The organism is Amycolatopsis bartoniae (assembly GCF_014191255.1).
Lineage (GTDB): Bacteria > Actinomycetota > Actinomycetes > Mycobacteriales > Pseudonocardiaceae > Amycolatopsis_E > Amycolatopsis_E bartoniae.
The window spans coordinates 47,922-62,536 of record NZ_JACHWH010000016.1; the positions used below are offsets into that span (position 1 = coordinate 47,922).

Annotated in this window: 13 protein-coding genes; 4 read left to right on the forward strand and 9 right to left on the reverse strand. The window is 67.1% G+C overall.

Annotated features, from left to right (window positions below; translation table 11 throughout):
- Positions 1 to 9: 9 nt before the first annotated feature.
- The 7 genes from FHX82_RS35165 to FHX82_RS35195 all read right to left on the reverse strand — a co-directional run bounded on the left by FHX82_RS35165 (position 10) and on the right by FHX82_RS35195 (position 8,048).
- The gene (locus FHX82_RS35165) at positions 10 to 1,098 is read right to left on the reverse strand and encodes an LLM class flavin-dependent oxidoreductase (RefSeq protein ID WP_145933644.1); all 1,089 of its coding nucleotides are present in this window, start codon (positions 1,096 to 1,098) and stop codon (positions 10 to 12) included.
- Positions 1,099 to 1,130: 32 nt separating this feature from the next.
- Positions 1,131 to 2,243: an acyl-CoA dehydrogenase family protein gene (locus tag FHX82_RS35170; RefSeq protein WP_183177032.1), complete on the reverse strand. Its 1,113-nt coding sequence runs from the start codon at positions 2,241 to 2,243 to the stop codon at positions 1,131 to 1,133.
- Positions 2,240 to 3,403: an acyl-CoA dehydrogenase family protein gene (locus FHX82_RS35175; RefSeq protein WP_145933646.1), complete on the reverse strand. Its 1,164-nt coding sequence runs from the start codon at positions 3,401 to 3,403 to the stop codon at positions 2,240 to 2,242. The genes FHX82_RS35170 and FHX82_RS35175 overlap by 4 nt, the downstream gene beginning before the upstream one ends.
- On the reverse strand, positions 3,400 to 4,167 hold the full coding sequence (locus FHX82_RS35180) for an enoyl-CoA hydratase-related protein (RefSeq protein WP_145933647.1): 768 nt from the start codon (positions 4,165 to 4,167) through the stop codon (positions 3,400 to 3,402). Before FHX82_RS35180 ends, FHX82_RS35175 begins: the two co-directional genes overlap by 4 nt.
- 10 nt (positions 4,168 to 4,177) lie before the next feature.
- Positions 4,178 to 5,101, reverse strand: a complete 924-nt coding sequence (locus FHX82_RS35185) for an alpha/beta hydrolase (RefSeq protein ID WP_145933648.1) — start codon at positions 5,099 to 5,101, stop codon at positions 4,178 to 4,180.
- Between the two features lie 169 nt (positions 5,102 to 5,270).
- On the reverse strand, positions 5,271 to 7,025 hold the full coding sequence (locus tag FHX82_RS37935; RefSeq protein ID WP_183177033.1) for a sigma-54-dependent Fis family transcriptional regulator: 1,755 nt from the start codon (positions 7,023 to 7,025) through the stop codon (positions 5,271 to 5,273).
- Positions 7,026 to 7,151: 126 nt separating this feature from the next.
- Positions 7,152 to 8,048 carry an SDR family NAD(P)-dependent oxidoreductase gene (locus tag FHX82_RS35195; protein WP_183177034.1) on the reverse strand — a complete coding sequence of 299 codons (897 nt, stop codon included), beginning with the start codon at positions 8,046 to 8,048 and terminating at the stop codon, positions 7,152 to 7,154.
- Positions 8,049 to 8,194: 146 nt separating this feature from the next.
- On the opposite strand from FHX82_RS35195, the gene FHX82_RS35200 reads away from it, so the two are divergent.
- Positions 8,195 to 9,340, forward strand: a complete 1,146-nt coding sequence (locus FHX82_RS35200) for an acyl-CoA dehydrogenase family protein (RefSeq protein ID WP_145933651.1) — start codon at positions 8,195 to 8,197, stop codon at positions 9,338 to 9,340.
- A gap of 90 nt (positions 9,341 to 9,430) precedes the next feature.
- Here the strand turns inward: FHX82_RS35200 and FHX82_RS35205 are convergent, their stop codons facing one another.
- Positions 9,431 to 10,351: an aldo/keto reductase gene (locus FHX82_RS35205; protein WP_221216937.1), complete on the reverse strand. Its 921-nt coding sequence runs from the start codon at positions 10,349 to 10,351 to the stop codon at positions 9,431 to 9,433.
- Positions 10,352 to 10,535: 184 nt separating this feature from the next.
- Here FHX82_RS35205 and FHX82_RS35210 point away from each other — a divergent pair, with 184 nt between their 5' ends.
- The 3 genes from FHX82_RS35210 to FHX82_RS35220 all read left to right on the forward strand — a co-directional run bounded on the left by FHX82_RS35210 (position 10,536) and on the right by FHX82_RS35220 (position 13,898).
- Positions 10,536 to 11,381, forward strand: coding sequence for a helix-turn-helix transcriptional regulator (locus FHX82_RS35210; RefSeq protein WP_145933653.1), 846 nt, complete (start codon positions 10,536 to 10,538; stop codon positions 11,379 to 11,381).
- A gap of 62 nt (positions 11,382 to 11,443) precedes the next feature.
- Complete coding sequence (locus FHX82_RS35215) at positions 11,444 to 12,253, forward strand: hypothetical protein (protein ID WP_145933654.1); 810 nt, start codon at positions 11,444 to 11,446, stop codon at positions 12,251 to 12,253.
- Between the two features lie 850 nt (positions 12,254 to 13,103).
- Positions 13,104 to 13,898: a class I SAM-dependent methyltransferase gene (locus FHX82_RS35220; protein WP_145933655.1), complete on the forward strand. Its 795-nt coding sequence runs from the start codon at positions 13,104 to 13,106 to the stop codon at positions 13,896 to 13,898.
- Here the strand turns inward: FHX82_RS35220 and FHX82_RS35225 are convergent, their stop codons facing one another.
- Positions 13,899 to 14,585, reverse strand: a complete 687-nt coding sequence (locus FHX82_RS35225) for a TetR/AcrR family transcriptional regulator (protein WP_145933656.1) — start codon at positions 14,583 to 14,585, stop codon at positions 13,899 to 13,901.
- Positions 14,586 to 14,615: the final 30 nt, after the last annotated feature.

The following is a 14,615-nucleotide window of genomic DNA, read 5'->3' on the forward strand; positions in this document are numbered from 1 at the left end:
GCAGCGCGATCATCGACTGGCCGACGAGCGACGAGTCGGCAGATCCTGGAGGTGGGGCAGGACCTTGTCGACGAAGTTGCCGTGATACTCGGCAGCCTGTTCCCACGTCATCCCCGGGCGTGTCGCGATCAGCAGGAACTGGTCGGGAGCCCGCTTCTCGTGGGTGGCGCGGAACTCGGCAATCGCCTCCTCCGGCGTCATGAAGGTCTTCCGCAGATCGAGACCCGTGATCAATCCCTTGTCGCCGCCGTGGCGGAGGCTCTCGTCCGAGTACACGTGGATCGACGGCCGCGACTCCCAGGTCAAGCAGTATTCGACCGCGTCACCGTGAAGTGCGGCCGCACGCTCCGGGTCGTCGGTGACAAAACACTGTCCGAACACCGAGATGGTCACATCGTCGGGGTCGCGTTCGTGGCGGGCGCACACGTTCTGCCACATGGGCAACCAGGCGTCCCACCGCTCCTTCGAGGTCAGGCCGTCGAAGAAGCCGCCGGGTCCGCCCACATCGAACCCCATGCGTGCCACGCGATCGGCCGACTGCTCACTCACCCCGACGACCTGCATGCCAGGACACGGTTTCTGCAGGGGCTTCGGGGTTATCGTGATGTGCTTGCCCTGGTACCGCTTTCCCTCGTAGTCGAAGGGCTCATCTTCCGTCCAGCAGCGGTGCAGCAGCTCGAGCCCCTCTTCCAGGAGGCTCGGCCGGTGCTTCGTGTTCACGCCGAGCATCTCCATCTCGACGTCCCACGGCGAGCCGACCTGCCCCAGCCCCAATGCCTTCAGCCGGCCCCCGGAAATGATGTCGACGAATGCCAGCCGCTCGGCCAGCATGACCGGGTGGTAATAGGGCAACTGGATGATGTTCGTGCCGAGTGACACCCGGCTGGTCCGCTCCGCCGCCATGACCAGCGATTCCACGATATGGGGATTGAAGCCGTCGACATCCCCGTGATGCTCGCCAAAACTGATGATGTCCACACCCCGGCGCTCCATCTCGGCGATGTGCTCGAAGCCTTCCCGGTAGAACTGCTGCCATGGTGTGAACCACTCCGGGCGAGGCGGGTTGCGCCAATCGTACAACAGGCCGAACTCGATCATTTACCTCTCCACTCCCTTGTAGAGTCGCCGGGCTACCAGAGCGCGAACTCCGTGCCGACGAGAAGGTTCCCCAGCTCTGTCGCTATCGCACGCTGGTCGCCGTAGAGACCCTGCAGTCCGAGAGCGTGCACATGCCACCGATGAAGCGGGAACTCACGCGTGAAAGCGATGCCGCCGTGTACTTGCAGGGCACCCTCCCCCACCGCACGACCCACCTCGGCCGCGATCGCCTTGGCCGTCGCGGCGTCGACATAGCGGCGGGAAGGTTCCGAATACCATGAGCCGAGGCCCTGCTCACATGCCGCCTCCAAAGTCGTCTGCTTGGTCGCCAGGCCCGCCAGGAGATGCTGAATGGACTGGAACGCTCCGATCGGCCTGCCGAACTGCTCCCGTTCCTTCGCATAGAGGACTGCGCGATCCAACATGTGTCGCGCATTCCCTGCCGTTTCACACGCGAACAACAGGCGTGCGGCATCACGCAGTTCGGCGATACCGGCCGCCGCACGTGCCCTGTCTTCCGGACAGTCCTCGAAGAGCGGCTCGAACTCCGCGCCGTCGAAACCGACCGACGCGCATTCGACATACGGGTCGAACGAGTGACGACGGTGGAGGGTCAGCCCCGTCGCGGCCACATCGGCCAGTACGAGCGTGGGTTCCGGGTCCTCGACGACGACCAGGAGATGGTCGACGACCCCACCGAGCCGTACCAGATCCACCGCCCCGAAGAGCCGGCCGTTGCGGACAGCCGGCCTGGTGCCCGCGGCCTGGCCGCCGGCCGCGCCGTCAGCCAGCGAGATTCTCGTCCGGCCGGCGATGAGGTTCGACAAGTGCTCCGCTCTGGTTGCCCGGCTCACCACGAGCGGTGCCGCCACGGCGTTGTCGAAAACCGGACCCGGGACCAGGTATCTGCCCACGGCGGTGAAGACCCCCGCCATGTCCTGGAGCCCCAGGCCAAGTCCGCCGAGGTTGCGCGGGAGCATGACGTCCAACCAGCCCGCGTCGACCAGCGAGGTCCACAGCGACTCGCTCCATCCCGACTGTTCCAGCTCTTCGCGAATCGGGGCGCGGGCCAGCTGGGCTTCCAGCAACTCCACGGCCGCGGTCTCGAACTCCCTGGCAAAGTCATTTCCAGAAATCTCGATCACCTCGCCCTGGGAAGTCCGAGCAGCCGTTCCGCGACGATCGTCAGCTGAATCTGCTCGGAGCCGCCGTAGACAGAGGCGGCGCGACCGTGCAGGTAGTCCTTGACAATCTGCGCTCCGTCGAGCGATGTGCCGCGGGTGAGGGGGGCCGCTCGATGCGAACCCAGCAGATCCAGTGCCGTGCCGAACAGCTGCTGCTCGCCCTTCGCGAGAGCCAGCTTGTCGACCGAGTCCAGCGGAGAAGGTACCTCCGCGTTTCGTGCTCGCCGCACGGCGCGACGCGAAAGTGCCGACAGGCCACTCAAGGTGACGTAGGCGGTGCCGATTTCCGCGGCCACGTCGGAGCCCGAACCTTCCCGGCGAATCGCGTCCAGCAGATTCCGGTAGGAGACCTCGAGCTCGGCACGACGCCGCAGCGCGTATCCGCTGCGCTCGTGGCCCAGGGTGTGCATCGCCAGTTCCCATCCGCCGTGGAGAGGTCCCAACAGGTTCGAGCGCGGAACCCGGACGTCTTCGAAGAACACCTCGCAGAACTCGGCGTCGCCGGTGATCTGGGTGATCGGGCGAACGGTGACCCCCGGCGCGTGCATGTCCACCAGCAGGTAGCTGATGCCCTTGTGCTTGGGCCGATCAGGATCTGTCCGGGCGAGCACGGCGCACCAATCGCTGTCGTCCGCCCAGCTGGTCCAGATCTTCTGACCCGTGAGCACGAACCCGTCGTCTTCGACGACAGCGCGTGTGCGCAGAGATGCCAGGTCCGAGCCGGCATCGGGTTCCGAGAAACCCTGACACCAGGTCTCCGCGCCCGACAACAGTGGTTCGGCAAAGCGCTCCAGCTGCTGCCTGGTCCCATACCTGAGCAGGGTCGGCCCGACGACATGCAAGCCGATCGCCCCGAAGGGCTGGGGAGCCCCGGCACGGGCGGACTCCTCGATGAAGATCAGGGCGTGTTCGAGCGAAAGTCCCTGTCCGCCATGTTCCGATGGCCAGTCGATGCCCACCCAGCCCGATCGGTACAGGGTGCTGTGCCACTCCCGGAGTGCGCCGGTCCGAAGCCGGTAATCCTGCGGAAGCGGGGGCGGCGCGAAGTCCGCGAGCCAGGTTCGCGCGCTGTTCCGATATGCCTCCAGCGCCTGCGGCTCGACCGAGGCAGGGGACGTCATGTGACCTGCCCGAACTCGGGCGGGCGGCGTTCGAGCAAGGCGCGGACGGCCTCCTGGGAGTCCGGGTGCCCGGAGAACTCCCTGGTCAGTCCTTGCTCGTAGGTGTACCCCGCCTTGAGGTCCATGGTCTCGATCTCCTTGAGAGATCGCTTCGCCATCCGGATCGCGGCGCCGCTGTGGCGCACTATCCGCTTCGCCCAGCCAAGTGCGGTCTCGATCAGGTCCTCCGGCGGGCACACGTCGACGATCCCGCCCAGCGCCCGGGCAGCCGTCGCGGGCAGGGGGTCCCCGGTGAGATACAGGCACCTGACCCACGGCTGCGGCACCAGACGGGCGAGATGCCGGGCTCCCCCCATCACTCCGACGCCGATCTCGGGGGTGCCGATGCGCGCGTCGTCGGCGGCGATCACGAAGTCGCAGGACGCCGCGATCGCCAGCCCGGTACCCACCGCCGTGCCGTTGACCGCTCCGACGACCGGGACGGCGCAATCCTGGATTGCGAAGAAGGCCGTACGGACGACCTTCATCCGGGCATCGGCGTTGTCCGGAGTCAACGTCGCGAACTCGCCGAGGTCGTTTCCACCGCAAAAGTGCTTACCCGCCCCCGACAGCACGACGGCGTCGGCGAGCTCATCGGCGGTGGAGAAGAACTCGGTGATCTCGCGATACATCTCCTGCGTCACGGCGTTCACCGGAGGACGGTTGAGCAGAACGGTCGCGATCCTGTCCGCGACGGTGACTTTCAGATATTTCAAGCCGGTCATCGTGCACGCCTCACGCGTTTTCGAAGGACGGCGTCAACTTGCTCTTGAACCACTCTGCCGTGTGAGCCGCGGCGACGTTCGTGTCACGACGGTCCGAGTAGAGACTCATGTGCCCCGCGGCAGGGAGCACCTTGAGCGACTTGTCAGGCGACGGGATGCGGTTGAACGCATCGACTTCGAGGTCGACCGAGGTGATGTTGTCACCCGAGACGACGATCATCATCACAGAGCGCTCGACGATCCTTGGCAGGTAGGGAAAAACGCTGTAGGTGAGGAGGTGCTGCGTGGACTCGGTGGTACTCCAGTGCTCGTGCAGTGGCGCTTCCGTCTCCTTGAGCACCTTGAACACTTCGTACGCCTGCGGATAAGGCCAGGTCGGCCGGTCCTCGTGCGGTGCCGGCGACGACATGGCTTTCGTGCCACCCTTTCCGTCGAAACGGTCCCGAAGATCCTGGAGGAGGTCGTTCTCGAGCAGCCGAAAGTCGATCTCACCGTGGCAGCGTTTCAGGGTGGTATACCCGTCGACGACAGGGAGCACGGACACGAAGGCCTTGAGGCGCGGCTCGATCGCCGCCAGGATCAGGACGTGACCGCCGCTGTAGGAGATGCCGAACGCGCCCAGCGCATTCTCGTCGACCTCGTCCAGCCGCTCCGCGAAGGTCACGGCGTTCCGGTAGTCCTGGATCTGGGCCCACGGATCGATGTGCTGCCTGCGCTCTCCCCCGCTCTCTCCGAAGCCGCGGTAGTCGAAAGCCAGGAACTGTACGTCGTCCCGCCCGACGATCCGGGCAACGTGCGGGAGCACGATCTCCTTGGTGTAACACCAGCCGCCGGCACCGATCACCGTCGGCAATGGACCCTCGCGGCCGTCCGGCCGGTAGAAGGTACCGACGATCGTGTCTCCCTCGCTTTGAAACTCGATCCTCCGCTCCAACACATTGTCCCTTCAGGCGCTGTTCTCGGATGAGTGTCGATTCGGGGCGCTGAGGCCCGCGCTGAAGAAAGAATAAGCGCGCTGAAAGGGGTACGCGTGTCTCATCAATGGACACGAAGGCTCACCGGCGGCGACCGGGCACCGGGGTCAGGCGTGATCGGCCCTCTGGTTACACCAGATCCAGCACGACCAGGCGCCGGTAGAGCGTCGCCCTCGAGATCCCGAGATCGGCCGCGGCGGCCTTCTTGTTGCCGTTCGCGGCCTGCAGTGCCGCGATGACCGCGTCCCGCTCGACCTGTTCCAGCCTCGTCAGCGCCCTTTTGTGCCTCGGCGTTCTGAACTGCAAAGGCAGGTCAGCGACCCGGATCCGAGCGCCGTCACCGGCCCGGCGGGCCGCGTTGACGATGCGCTCGAGTTGACGGATGTTTCCGGGCCAGTCGAATGAGGACAGCGTTCGCTTGACCGCGTCATCGACACGAAGGCCGGCGGATCCCGTGGTGCCGGCAATGGTCGCGACAAGTTCCGGGATGTCCTCGGGCCGGTCGCGTAGCGGAGGCACCTCGAGCACATGAGGAAAGCGTGCGGCCAGCGATGCGGGCGCGGTGGGACGACGTGCGTCGATGGCGAACGTCCCGATGATCCACGCCTGATCGCCGAGACCGTCCATCCAGGAACAAAGCGCCGCGAGCGCGGGCTCGTCGGCTTTGTCCAGGTGTGTCAGTACCAGTGGCGCAGCGCTGTTCGCGGCTCGTGCGGCGATTTCGGCGAGCCAGGAGCTTGGCGATCGGCTGACGACCCCGCTGAGGTCAACAGCCGATTCCACGGTGCCGCTCGCGACCGCCGAGAGCCGTTGCGCACAGGTGAGCTTCCCCGTGCCCGGCTCGCCGATGAGCAGCGTGTGCTGCCTGGTCTCCCACGCGTGGGCGGCTTCCCGCACAAACCGTCGCCACACCGCGCTCTTCCCCGGCAACGTCTCCGACAGCCGCGAGTCCGCGGGCCGGCGAGTACGCCGGGACGACTCGGCCTCGGCCGTGCGCAGCTGCACAACCGCGCCCGCCAGACTGTCCGCGGTCTCGATCTTCTGGATCGTGGCGTAGACCGGCAGATCACCCTCGCGGAGGACGACCTTCCGCCGGCCGTCCGCCAGCGCACGTTCGATCTTCTCCTGCAGCAACTGCCGATCGACACCGACCAGGAGGTCGGTCGCCAGCGGATTGGCGATCAGCAGGCGATCGTTCACGGCGATGATCGGACGACGGTAACCGCGCCGATCCGCTCGGAGATAGCCGTCGAGCAGTGCCCGATCGGCTGCGGCATAGCCCGAGAGCAGGCGTGTCCCGATCTCACTGGCCGCACGGATGGCGAGCGGCATCATGAGTTCGGAGGCATCCTTCGTCGCGGACACGAAGTCGATCGCTCCCTCCAGCGTCCCGGAGACGGGGTGGATGATCGGCGCTCCGAACGCGGAGAGATCGCGGTAGACCTCGGAGAAGTGCTCCGCGCCCCGGACGGCGACGGGGTGTTGTTCCTCGAGGACCGTGCCCAGCGCCGTGGTCCCGGCGAGTTGCTCACCGCAGTCGTAGCCGGGTGCCGCGGCCACGCTGTCGAGCGCGACGAGCAGGCGCCGGGCACTCGCCCATCGCCCCACCAGCTGGCCCTGGGCATCGGTCACGAGCACCGCGACGGCGTCGGTATGCATCTCGGCGAATATCGGTTCGACCACGCCGCGTACCGCACGAAGGAACGCACTGTCCGGATCCACCTGACCACGGTGAGGAAGCTCGATCGGGCCCGCGGGGTTGACGCCGGCGGCCTTGCACCGCGTCCACGAGCGCAGGATCGTGTCCCGAACGCTACCGTCCGCGCCCTCGCCGGCCAGGAATCGCCGACGAGCCAGCTCGATGGTTCGCTGCTGGGTAGCCACTCTCGCCATAGATACCCCCCGCAGACCCTCGTTGGCCTGTCTCAGGTCTCGAACTCCACCGTCGTGTGACGACTGTCGGATGCTAACCGGCAGCAGCCACTCTCGACCACACGAGCACCGGCAGGATCAGAGGCGGGGCTTCGGTTCGCCGCTCGTCGTCCATTTGTCGTCGACCACGGAGAACTGCTGGATGACCGGCGCCATCGCCGCCTTGTTCTCCGCCGTCGCCGGGCCCATCCCGCCTGAGGCGACCAAGCCGCCATCGACGATCAGGTTCTGGCCGGTCACCCAGGACGCCTGGGGCGACACCAGGAAGAGCGCGGCGTTGGCGATGTCGTCCGGCTCACCCAGCCTCGGCACCAGCGTGCCGAGCTCCGAGACCCGGCGGCTCTCCGTGCCGGGTTCACCGTAGAACACCATCCCGGCTTCGGTGCCCACCGCGCCGGGAGTGACCGAGTTGACCCGGACCCCGATCTCGGCCAGTTCGTTGGCGAGGATGACCGTCATCCGCAGAATTGCGGCTTTCGCACAGCAGTAGGACAGGAGGAAGCTCAGATTGCCGGGATAACCCGCACCCAGAATGCCGGTCGTCGATCCGACGAATACGATCGCGCCACCACCACGCTTGCGCATGTGCGGAATCACGTGTTTGGTGACCAAATACTGTAGCGTGAGAACGTTGTCCTGCGAGAACTTCCAGTCCTCGAGCGACATGTCCTCGATCGTGCCGATCCGGAATCGGGCCGCGCTGTTGTAGAGGATGTCGATACCGCCATAGGTCTCGGCAGCGAATTCGGCGAGGCGATGCGCGTTCTCCTCGACCGTGAGATCGAGCGGGTAGAGCGCCTCCATCTCGCCACCGGCCGCACGGACCAGTTCGACGGTTTCGGCGGCTGTTTCCTCGTTGATATCGCAACCGATGATCTTGGCGCCCTCGGCAGCGTACCGGAGTGCGACATTCCGGGCGATACCCCTTCCGGTTCCCGTGACGACGGCAACCTTTCCTTCGAGCTGACCCGGCATACGCCTCACCTTCCTGCATACCTTGTGCGACTTTCTCGACCGTTGTGAGGATGATAGGTGCGACCCGGAAGCACCGTGTGTCTCAAACTTGGACAGAATGGGCGTGATCGACATTCGCGCGGAGAACGGCCGCTAACATCGGCACTGTGCCAGCGAAGAGACTTCTGCCGACCCCCGAAGCCGGCGCGATCGTGGAGGAGGCCCGCCGTTTCGCTCAGGAGGAGCTGACGCCGCGAGCCGCCAAGGAATCCGAGTCCGATTCGCTGCGGGATGTGTTCGGACGGCTGGGCGAGCTCGGCTACCTGGGCATGCCCTACCCCAAGGCGGCCGGTGGGTCGGGTCAGCCCTACGAGGTCTACCTGCAGGCACTCGAGGAGATAGGCGGCGCCTGGGCCGCCGTCGGCCTCGGACTCAGCGTCCACATCGCATCGTGCTATCCGCTCGCCACCCTGGGGACGCGCGCCCAGTGCGAACGCTGGCTCGGCGGGATGCTGGCGGGCGGGCAGCTCGGTGGTTACTGCCTCTCCGAGAAGCACGCCGGCTCCGACCCGGCGGCGATGCAGTCGCAGGCCCGGCGCACGCCGGAGGGGTTCGAGCTCACCGGCAGCAAGTCCTGGGTGACCCACGCCGGCGACGCGGACTTCTACACCGTGTTCGCCCGGACCTCGGAGGATCGCTCACACGGCATCTCCTGCTTCCTGGTCGCCGCCGACTCGCCGGGCCTCTCCGTGCGGCGGCCGGATCGCAAGATGGGCCTGGCCGGGTCGGCTACCGCCACGGTCGACTTCGACGGCATCCGCGTCGAGGCCGAGCGGCTGGTCGGCGGAGCCGGCCGGGGGCTGGGAATCGCACTCGAGGCACTGGACAGCGGGCGGCTGGGAATCGCCGCCGTCGCCGTCGGACTGGCCCAGGCGGCACTCGATCACTCGGTGGTATACGCAACGGAACGTGAGACCTTCGGCAAGCCGATCATCGAACATCAGGGCCTCGGCTTTCTGCTCGCGGACATGGCCGCGGCCGTGGCCGGCGCGCGTGGAGCTTTGCTCGATGCGGCCCGGCGCCGCGATCGAGGCCTCCCGTTCTCGCAACAGGCGTCGATCGCGAAGCTGCTCGCCACCGACGCCGCCATGAAGGTGACGACTGACGCGGTCCAGGTCCACGGGGCCTGTGGCTACACCAAGGACTTCCCGGTCGAGCGCCAGATGCGGGACGCCAAGGCGCTGCAAATCCTCGAGGGCACCAACCAGATCCAGCGCATGGTGATCGCGCGCCATCTCGGCCGCGCCAACTGAACACCACTGGCGTGGCACTCGTGTCCATTCGTCGCCAGTGAGGCGACCGAGTACTTCGATCCGCGAGGCGTTCACGGACGACGACCAGGGCTAGCCTTCGCCGCCGAGATCCGGCATGTGCTGTTCGGGGTAGCGGGTGCCCTTGGCGGCCCCCTTCGGGATGAGCTCGTCGATGCGGACCAGGTCCTCACGGTCGAGCGTGACGGCCGTGCTGGCGACCATGGTCTCGATCTGCCCAGGTCGCCGCGACCCGACGATCGGGACGATGTCGTCGCCCTGGGCGGCGACCCAGGCGATGGCCACCTGGGCAAGCGTGGCGTGCTTCGCCTCGGCGATCTCCGCCAGGCCGGAGACCAGCGCAGCGTTGTGCTCGCGGTTGCCGGGCTGGAATCGCGGCATCATCGGCAAGGCACCGCCGGTCGCGCCGCTGCCACCGATGAGGCCCTTGGCCAGGACTCCGTACGCGGTGATGCCGATGCCGAGCTCGCGGCAGACAGGGAGGACGTCGTCCTCGATGTCCCGGCTGAACAGCGAGTACTCGATCTGCAGGTCACTGATCGGCGCGACGGCCGCGGCACGGCGAATGGTGTCGGAGTCGACCTCGCTCAGACCGATGTGCCGGACGTATCCCTGCTCGACCAGCTCGGCGATCGCACCGATCGTATCCTCGATCGGCACCCGGGGGTCGAGCCGGGCGGGACGGTAGATGTCGACGTGATCCGTGCCCAGGCGCTGCAGCGAGTACGTGAGGAAGTTTCGCACCGCAGCAGGGCGGGCGTCCTTCACCCCGGCCGGCATTCCGGCCGGGGTGAGCAGCTCGCCGAACTTCACCGAGAGCACGGCATCGTCACGGCTGCGCTCGCGCAGGGCACGCCCGACGAGGAGCTCGTTGTGGCCGGCGGCGTAGAAGTCCCCGGTGTCGAGCAGCGTCCCGCCGGCATCGAGGTAGGCATGGATGGTGCGGACACTCTCGTCGTCATCAGTGTGCCCGTAGGCGCCCGACATGCCCATGCAGCCCAGACCAGGCGAGGAGACGGCCGGGCCGCTGTGGCCGAGGCGGCGGGTGTGGAGCGTCGCGGAAGGTGAATCGGTCATGCCATCAGCCTCTTCGGCTGCGCGTACGCCGACCAGGCCCGGCGTATCCAGGGAGAGGCCCTCCCTGGCTGTCCAGCCTGACGCAAGCGATAGTGGAGGAATGATCGACCGGCACGGGCTCGCGGACTTCCTCCGTCGCAGGCGGGAACGGCTGCGACCGGCCGACGTCGGCCTGCCCGCCGGTGCTCGCCGTCGGACACCGGGTCTGCGGCGTGAAGAGGTCGCGCAGCTGGCCGGCATCTCCACGGACCACTACGCCCGGCTCGAGCAGGAGCGCGGGTCGGCCCCGTCGGAATCCGTCGTGGCCGCTCTGGCCCGTGCGCTGCGATGTGATCTGGACGAACGGGACCACCTGCTCCACCTCGCCGGATATTCGGCACCTGCCCGCCGAGCCGGACGGCACGTACGACCAGGGCTCATCGCCCTCGCGAGCCGCCTCGACGATGTGCCCGTCTGCATCTACACCGACCTCGGCGAGATCGTGTGGAAAAACGCCCTGCTCACTGCTTTGCTCGGCTACGGGGAGACCGCGCCGGGCCGCGACAGCAACATGATCTGGCGCATGTTCACCGACCCGGCGGGACGCGCCAACGTCCCCGAAGAAGACTGGGCGCGGCTGGCCGCCGTACATGTCGCCGACCTGCGCGCCACCTACTCCCGACGCGGCGGTGACGCGGACGTCACTGCCCTGGTGAACGATCTGCGCGAGGCCAGCGCCGAGTTCCGGGAGTTGTGGCATCGGCACGAGGTCGGCGTCCGCCGCTCCGACCTCAAGCGCGTCGTTCACCCCGAGGTGGGGACGATCGAGCTGCACTGCGAGGTCATGCTCACCCCCGACGCCGACCTCAACCTCCTCGCCTTCTTCCCCCTCGAAGGCACCGACGCCGCCGAGAAGCTCGAACTGTTGCGCGTCATCGGCACCCAGGACTTCCAGACGACCCCGTAGCCCGGGGAACACAAGCCGCCCACCACCACTCCGTGAAAAGGCGCATCAGAAAAGGCCTCCGTATGCCCGACATCGCTATCGCCTGCTCGATCGACAACCGTCCCTGGTCCGGTGAGCAGCTCGCCATGGTGGAGTACGACCGCCATCGCCATGTGCTTCACGAAATGAAGAGGCTCGGGGCCACCATCGAACACGCCGGTGGCCCGCTCACCCACGAAGAAATCGACTTCCTGAACGCCGCCGACGCCCGCACAGCCTGCATCACCGCACGTCAGTCGTACGGGGTCGACGGCATCACACATCTTTACCGGGACCTGTTGCAGGCGTCCGACCGGATGTGGAAGGCAGTGAACGCGGGGACCGGGAAGAACGCTCCCATGCAGTTCGCCACCGCCGATGTCACAGTGACAGGGCTGACCATCGAGGAACTCCATGGCGCGCTGGGTCCGGCCAGCCTGAGCCGCGACTACGCCCTGCTCAACCCAGACCACTACTTCATCGAAGAAGACGGCGACGGCATGCACGCGATGGAGACTTTCGGCATGTACGGCGCCCCGACCGAGATGCACCTCATCGCGGACCCGGCCATCCCGGTTCCCGTCGAGCCGGCAGCTGGATATCTGATCCTCACGGCCGGCTCGACGAGCCTGGCCGGCGACGGCACCGAAATCAATGTTTTGGCATTCCACCAGTACAAGCCGCTGGAGAACGGTTTCACCGTCAAACTCGGCTCGCTCTATCCGGCGATGACACCGCCACCGATCGTCGAGGGACACAAGGTGCACATGGCCATCGAATTCTGGTCGATGTGCGAACTCGCGGCGGGTGTCGACGCCGGGCTACGGCCGGCCTCCTGCTCCGCGTCCGCGTAACGTGCGGGCGGGAGAACAGGCTGTCGAGCTGCCGCTCGATGTGCTCCGGCAAGCGCTGCCCGAGCTGCGGGAGGCCAGCACACGTGCCGCTGAGTAACGAGCAGTCGAGCGCCCTGTTCCTGCCGGTGCGGCGATCGCGTTCAGGGCAAGTCGCACGGTCAGGCCGTTCATCAACAGGGTCGAGGCAGCCGGGAACTCCGCGCCCGCCGGGGCGGGCATCACCGGCTCAGCCGGCACAAGCGTTCGACGATCTGCGCGCGCTCTCCACGACAATCCTTTCGGGACCGGCAGCGCTGATACCCGCGACCACCCTCGCCGATGGACCGGCTCACCGGCCAGCCGACCGACCTGCGACCACGAGGCTTCACCCTGATCGGGCACCACGCGCAGGCACAGACCGGTGAGCTCACCGAAGCGGGCGCCACAGCGGGGATTCCGCCCACAGTGGTCGACGACCCCGGCTGCGACGCTGAAAGGACCGTCGGAGCGAGGAAACGGCCCGAAAGTGCACACCTTCCCGTTCGGCGGCGCGATCAACATCATCAGGGTGGAACCCGCCGCGGACCGAGGGTGTGATGGACATTCGACCGTGCAACCGCGGACAACGAAGGAAAACTCACCCCATGACCGGACCGGACGACGTGGCCGACCCCGAGCAGCGAGCGGCCGAACTGTGGGCCAGTACCCCACCAGGACGGCCTGGTGCAGACGGGGTCCACTCGGTGAACCGGCGATGCGCCGTCGGGACCGTGACCGCGTGAAAAACAATCGCCGTGTGGAAACCCTGGCATCGGGATCGCAACCGGTAATGTCATTGCCCTGAACGGTGATCATCTCTAGTCTCCGCGGCATGAGCGACCTGTTCGACGCAGCCGCAATGTACGACGAGGACTACTTGCATTTCTTCGCTGCTCCCGGGGGCGCGACCGAGTTCCCTGGGCAAGGACCGACAGTTCCCGCCGCTGCGTTCTCGGGAGAGACGGCTGTGGAGTTGGCGTGGCGGTTGCTGGATCTGCGACCGAACATGAGGGTGCTGGACCTCGCCTGCGGACACGGCGACCTGGCCCATCGCCTGGCCGCGCGCGGCTGCCGGGTCACAGGTCTTGACTCCTCGGAGGTCTTCCTCGACCGGGCCCGCGCCGACGCGGCTGCCGCCGGCGTCAGCGTCGAGTACGTGGCCGGCGACATGCGCCAGATTCCGTGGACAGCGCAGTTCGACCGGGTGATCAACTGGTCCACGGCGTTCGGGTATTTCGACGACCCCACCAACCACGCCGTCCTGCGCGGCATCGTCGAAGCTCTACGCCCAGGCGGTCGGCTGGCGATGGACTTGGACAACCTCACCTCGTTTCTCGCCTCGTACGCGCCGTCGCGGGTAGTCGCAGCGCGAGACGACGGTGACATGCTCGTCGACCGCTACCGCCTGAACGCCTTGACCGGCCGGCTCGAGGCAGAACGAACGGTCCTCCGCGGCGGACGAGCCCGCCGGACGTACTTCGTCAAACGGTTGTTCGGCTTCCCCGAGCTACGCGACTGGTTGCTCACCGCGGGATTCACCACAGTGGCCGGACACGGCGAGGACGGACAGCCGCTGACGGCCGATCACCGACGGATGATCGTCGTGGCCGGAAAGCCGGCATTCTGATCAGGAACGCGGGGCTGCCCAAACCTTTCCCGCCAGCAAGGCCAGATGCAGAGCCACCAAGGTATCCTCCAAGTCCCCCAAAGCCGTCTGTCCACTGTGCACAGCCGCCCGCACCAGTTCGGTTGTCGCACCGACAGCGGCGTGAAAAGCCTCGTCCGGCACGGCGGGCAAGCTCGGGTCCAGCCGCCGGGCGTGGCGGTGCCAGGCCGCGTTCAGCCGGGCGTACGCGTGGTGCGCCTCGATGCCCCGGCCGAGCGCGAGCGGGCCCGCGCTGGGCATCTCCACGTAGAAGACGCGCGCGAACTCGGGCTCGTCGGTGAGGAACCCGAGGAACGCCCGGCACGCCACGCGCAGCACCTCCTCGGGCGGGGTTTCTTCCGGCAGCGCGCCGGTCTGCGCCCGGATGTGGCCGATCAGCAGGCCGCGCCCGTACAGCGTCGCCTCCAGCAGGCAGTCGGTCTTGTCGCTGAAATGCGCGTAGAAGGCCGCCCGGGAGACCTTCGCCCTGGCCACCACGTCGGCGACCGTGATGCGCAGGTACCCGCGCTCCGCGGACACGGCGATCATCGCGCGGACGAGCCGCTCCCGCTGGGCGGCACGGACCGCGTCGGCCGGCAGGCTCGCCCGGCCCCGCGGCAGACCCGGGTTGCTTTCGTGTGTCCGTGCCAGCGAACCCTCTTGCTTCATCAAGCCCTCGCTTCTAAAGTACCCGTTCGT

What these genes read in the sequence shown, in the direction of transcription:
- FHX82_RS35175 (WP_145933646.1), bottom strand. Translation starts at nt 3,403, where the DNA reads ATGACGTCCCCTGCCTCGGTCGAGCCGCAGGCGCTGGAGGCATATCGG.
- FHX82_RS35180 (WP_145933647.1), bottom strand. Translation starts at nt 4,167, where the DNA reads ATGACCGGCTTGAAATATCTGAAAGTCACCGTCGCGGACAGGATCGCG.
- FHX82_RS35215 (WP_145933654.1), top strand. Translation starts at nt 11,444, where the DNA reads ATGCCCGACATCGCTATCGCCTGCTCGATCGACAACCGTCCCTGGTCC.
- FHX82_RS35165 (WP_145933644.1), bottom strand. Translation starts at nt 1,098, where the DNA reads ATGATCGAGTTCGGCCTGTTGTACGATTGGCGCAACCCGCCTCGCCCG.
- FHX82_RS35195 (WP_183177034.1), bottom strand. Translation starts at nt 8,048, where the DNA reads ATGCCGGGTCAGCTCGAAGGAAAGGTTGCCGTCGTCACGGGAACCGGA.
- FHX82_RS35205 (WP_221216937.1), bottom strand. Translation starts at nt 10,351, where the DNA reads ATGGGCATGTCGGGCGCCTACGGGCACACTGATGACGACGAGAGTGTC.
- FHX82_RS35210 (WP_145933653.1), top strand. Translation starts at nt 10,536, where the DNA reads ATGATCGACCGGCACGGGCTCGCGGACTTCCTCCGTCGCAGGCGGGAA.
- FHX82_RS35225 (WP_145933656.1), bottom strand. Translation starts at nt 14,585, where the DNA reads ATGAAGCAAGAGGGTTCGCTGGCACGGACACACGAAAGCAACCCGGGT.
- FHX82_RS35220 (WP_145933655.1), top strand. Translation starts at nt 13,104, where the DNA reads ATGAGCGACCTGTTCGACGCAGCCGCAATGTACGACGAGGACTACTTG.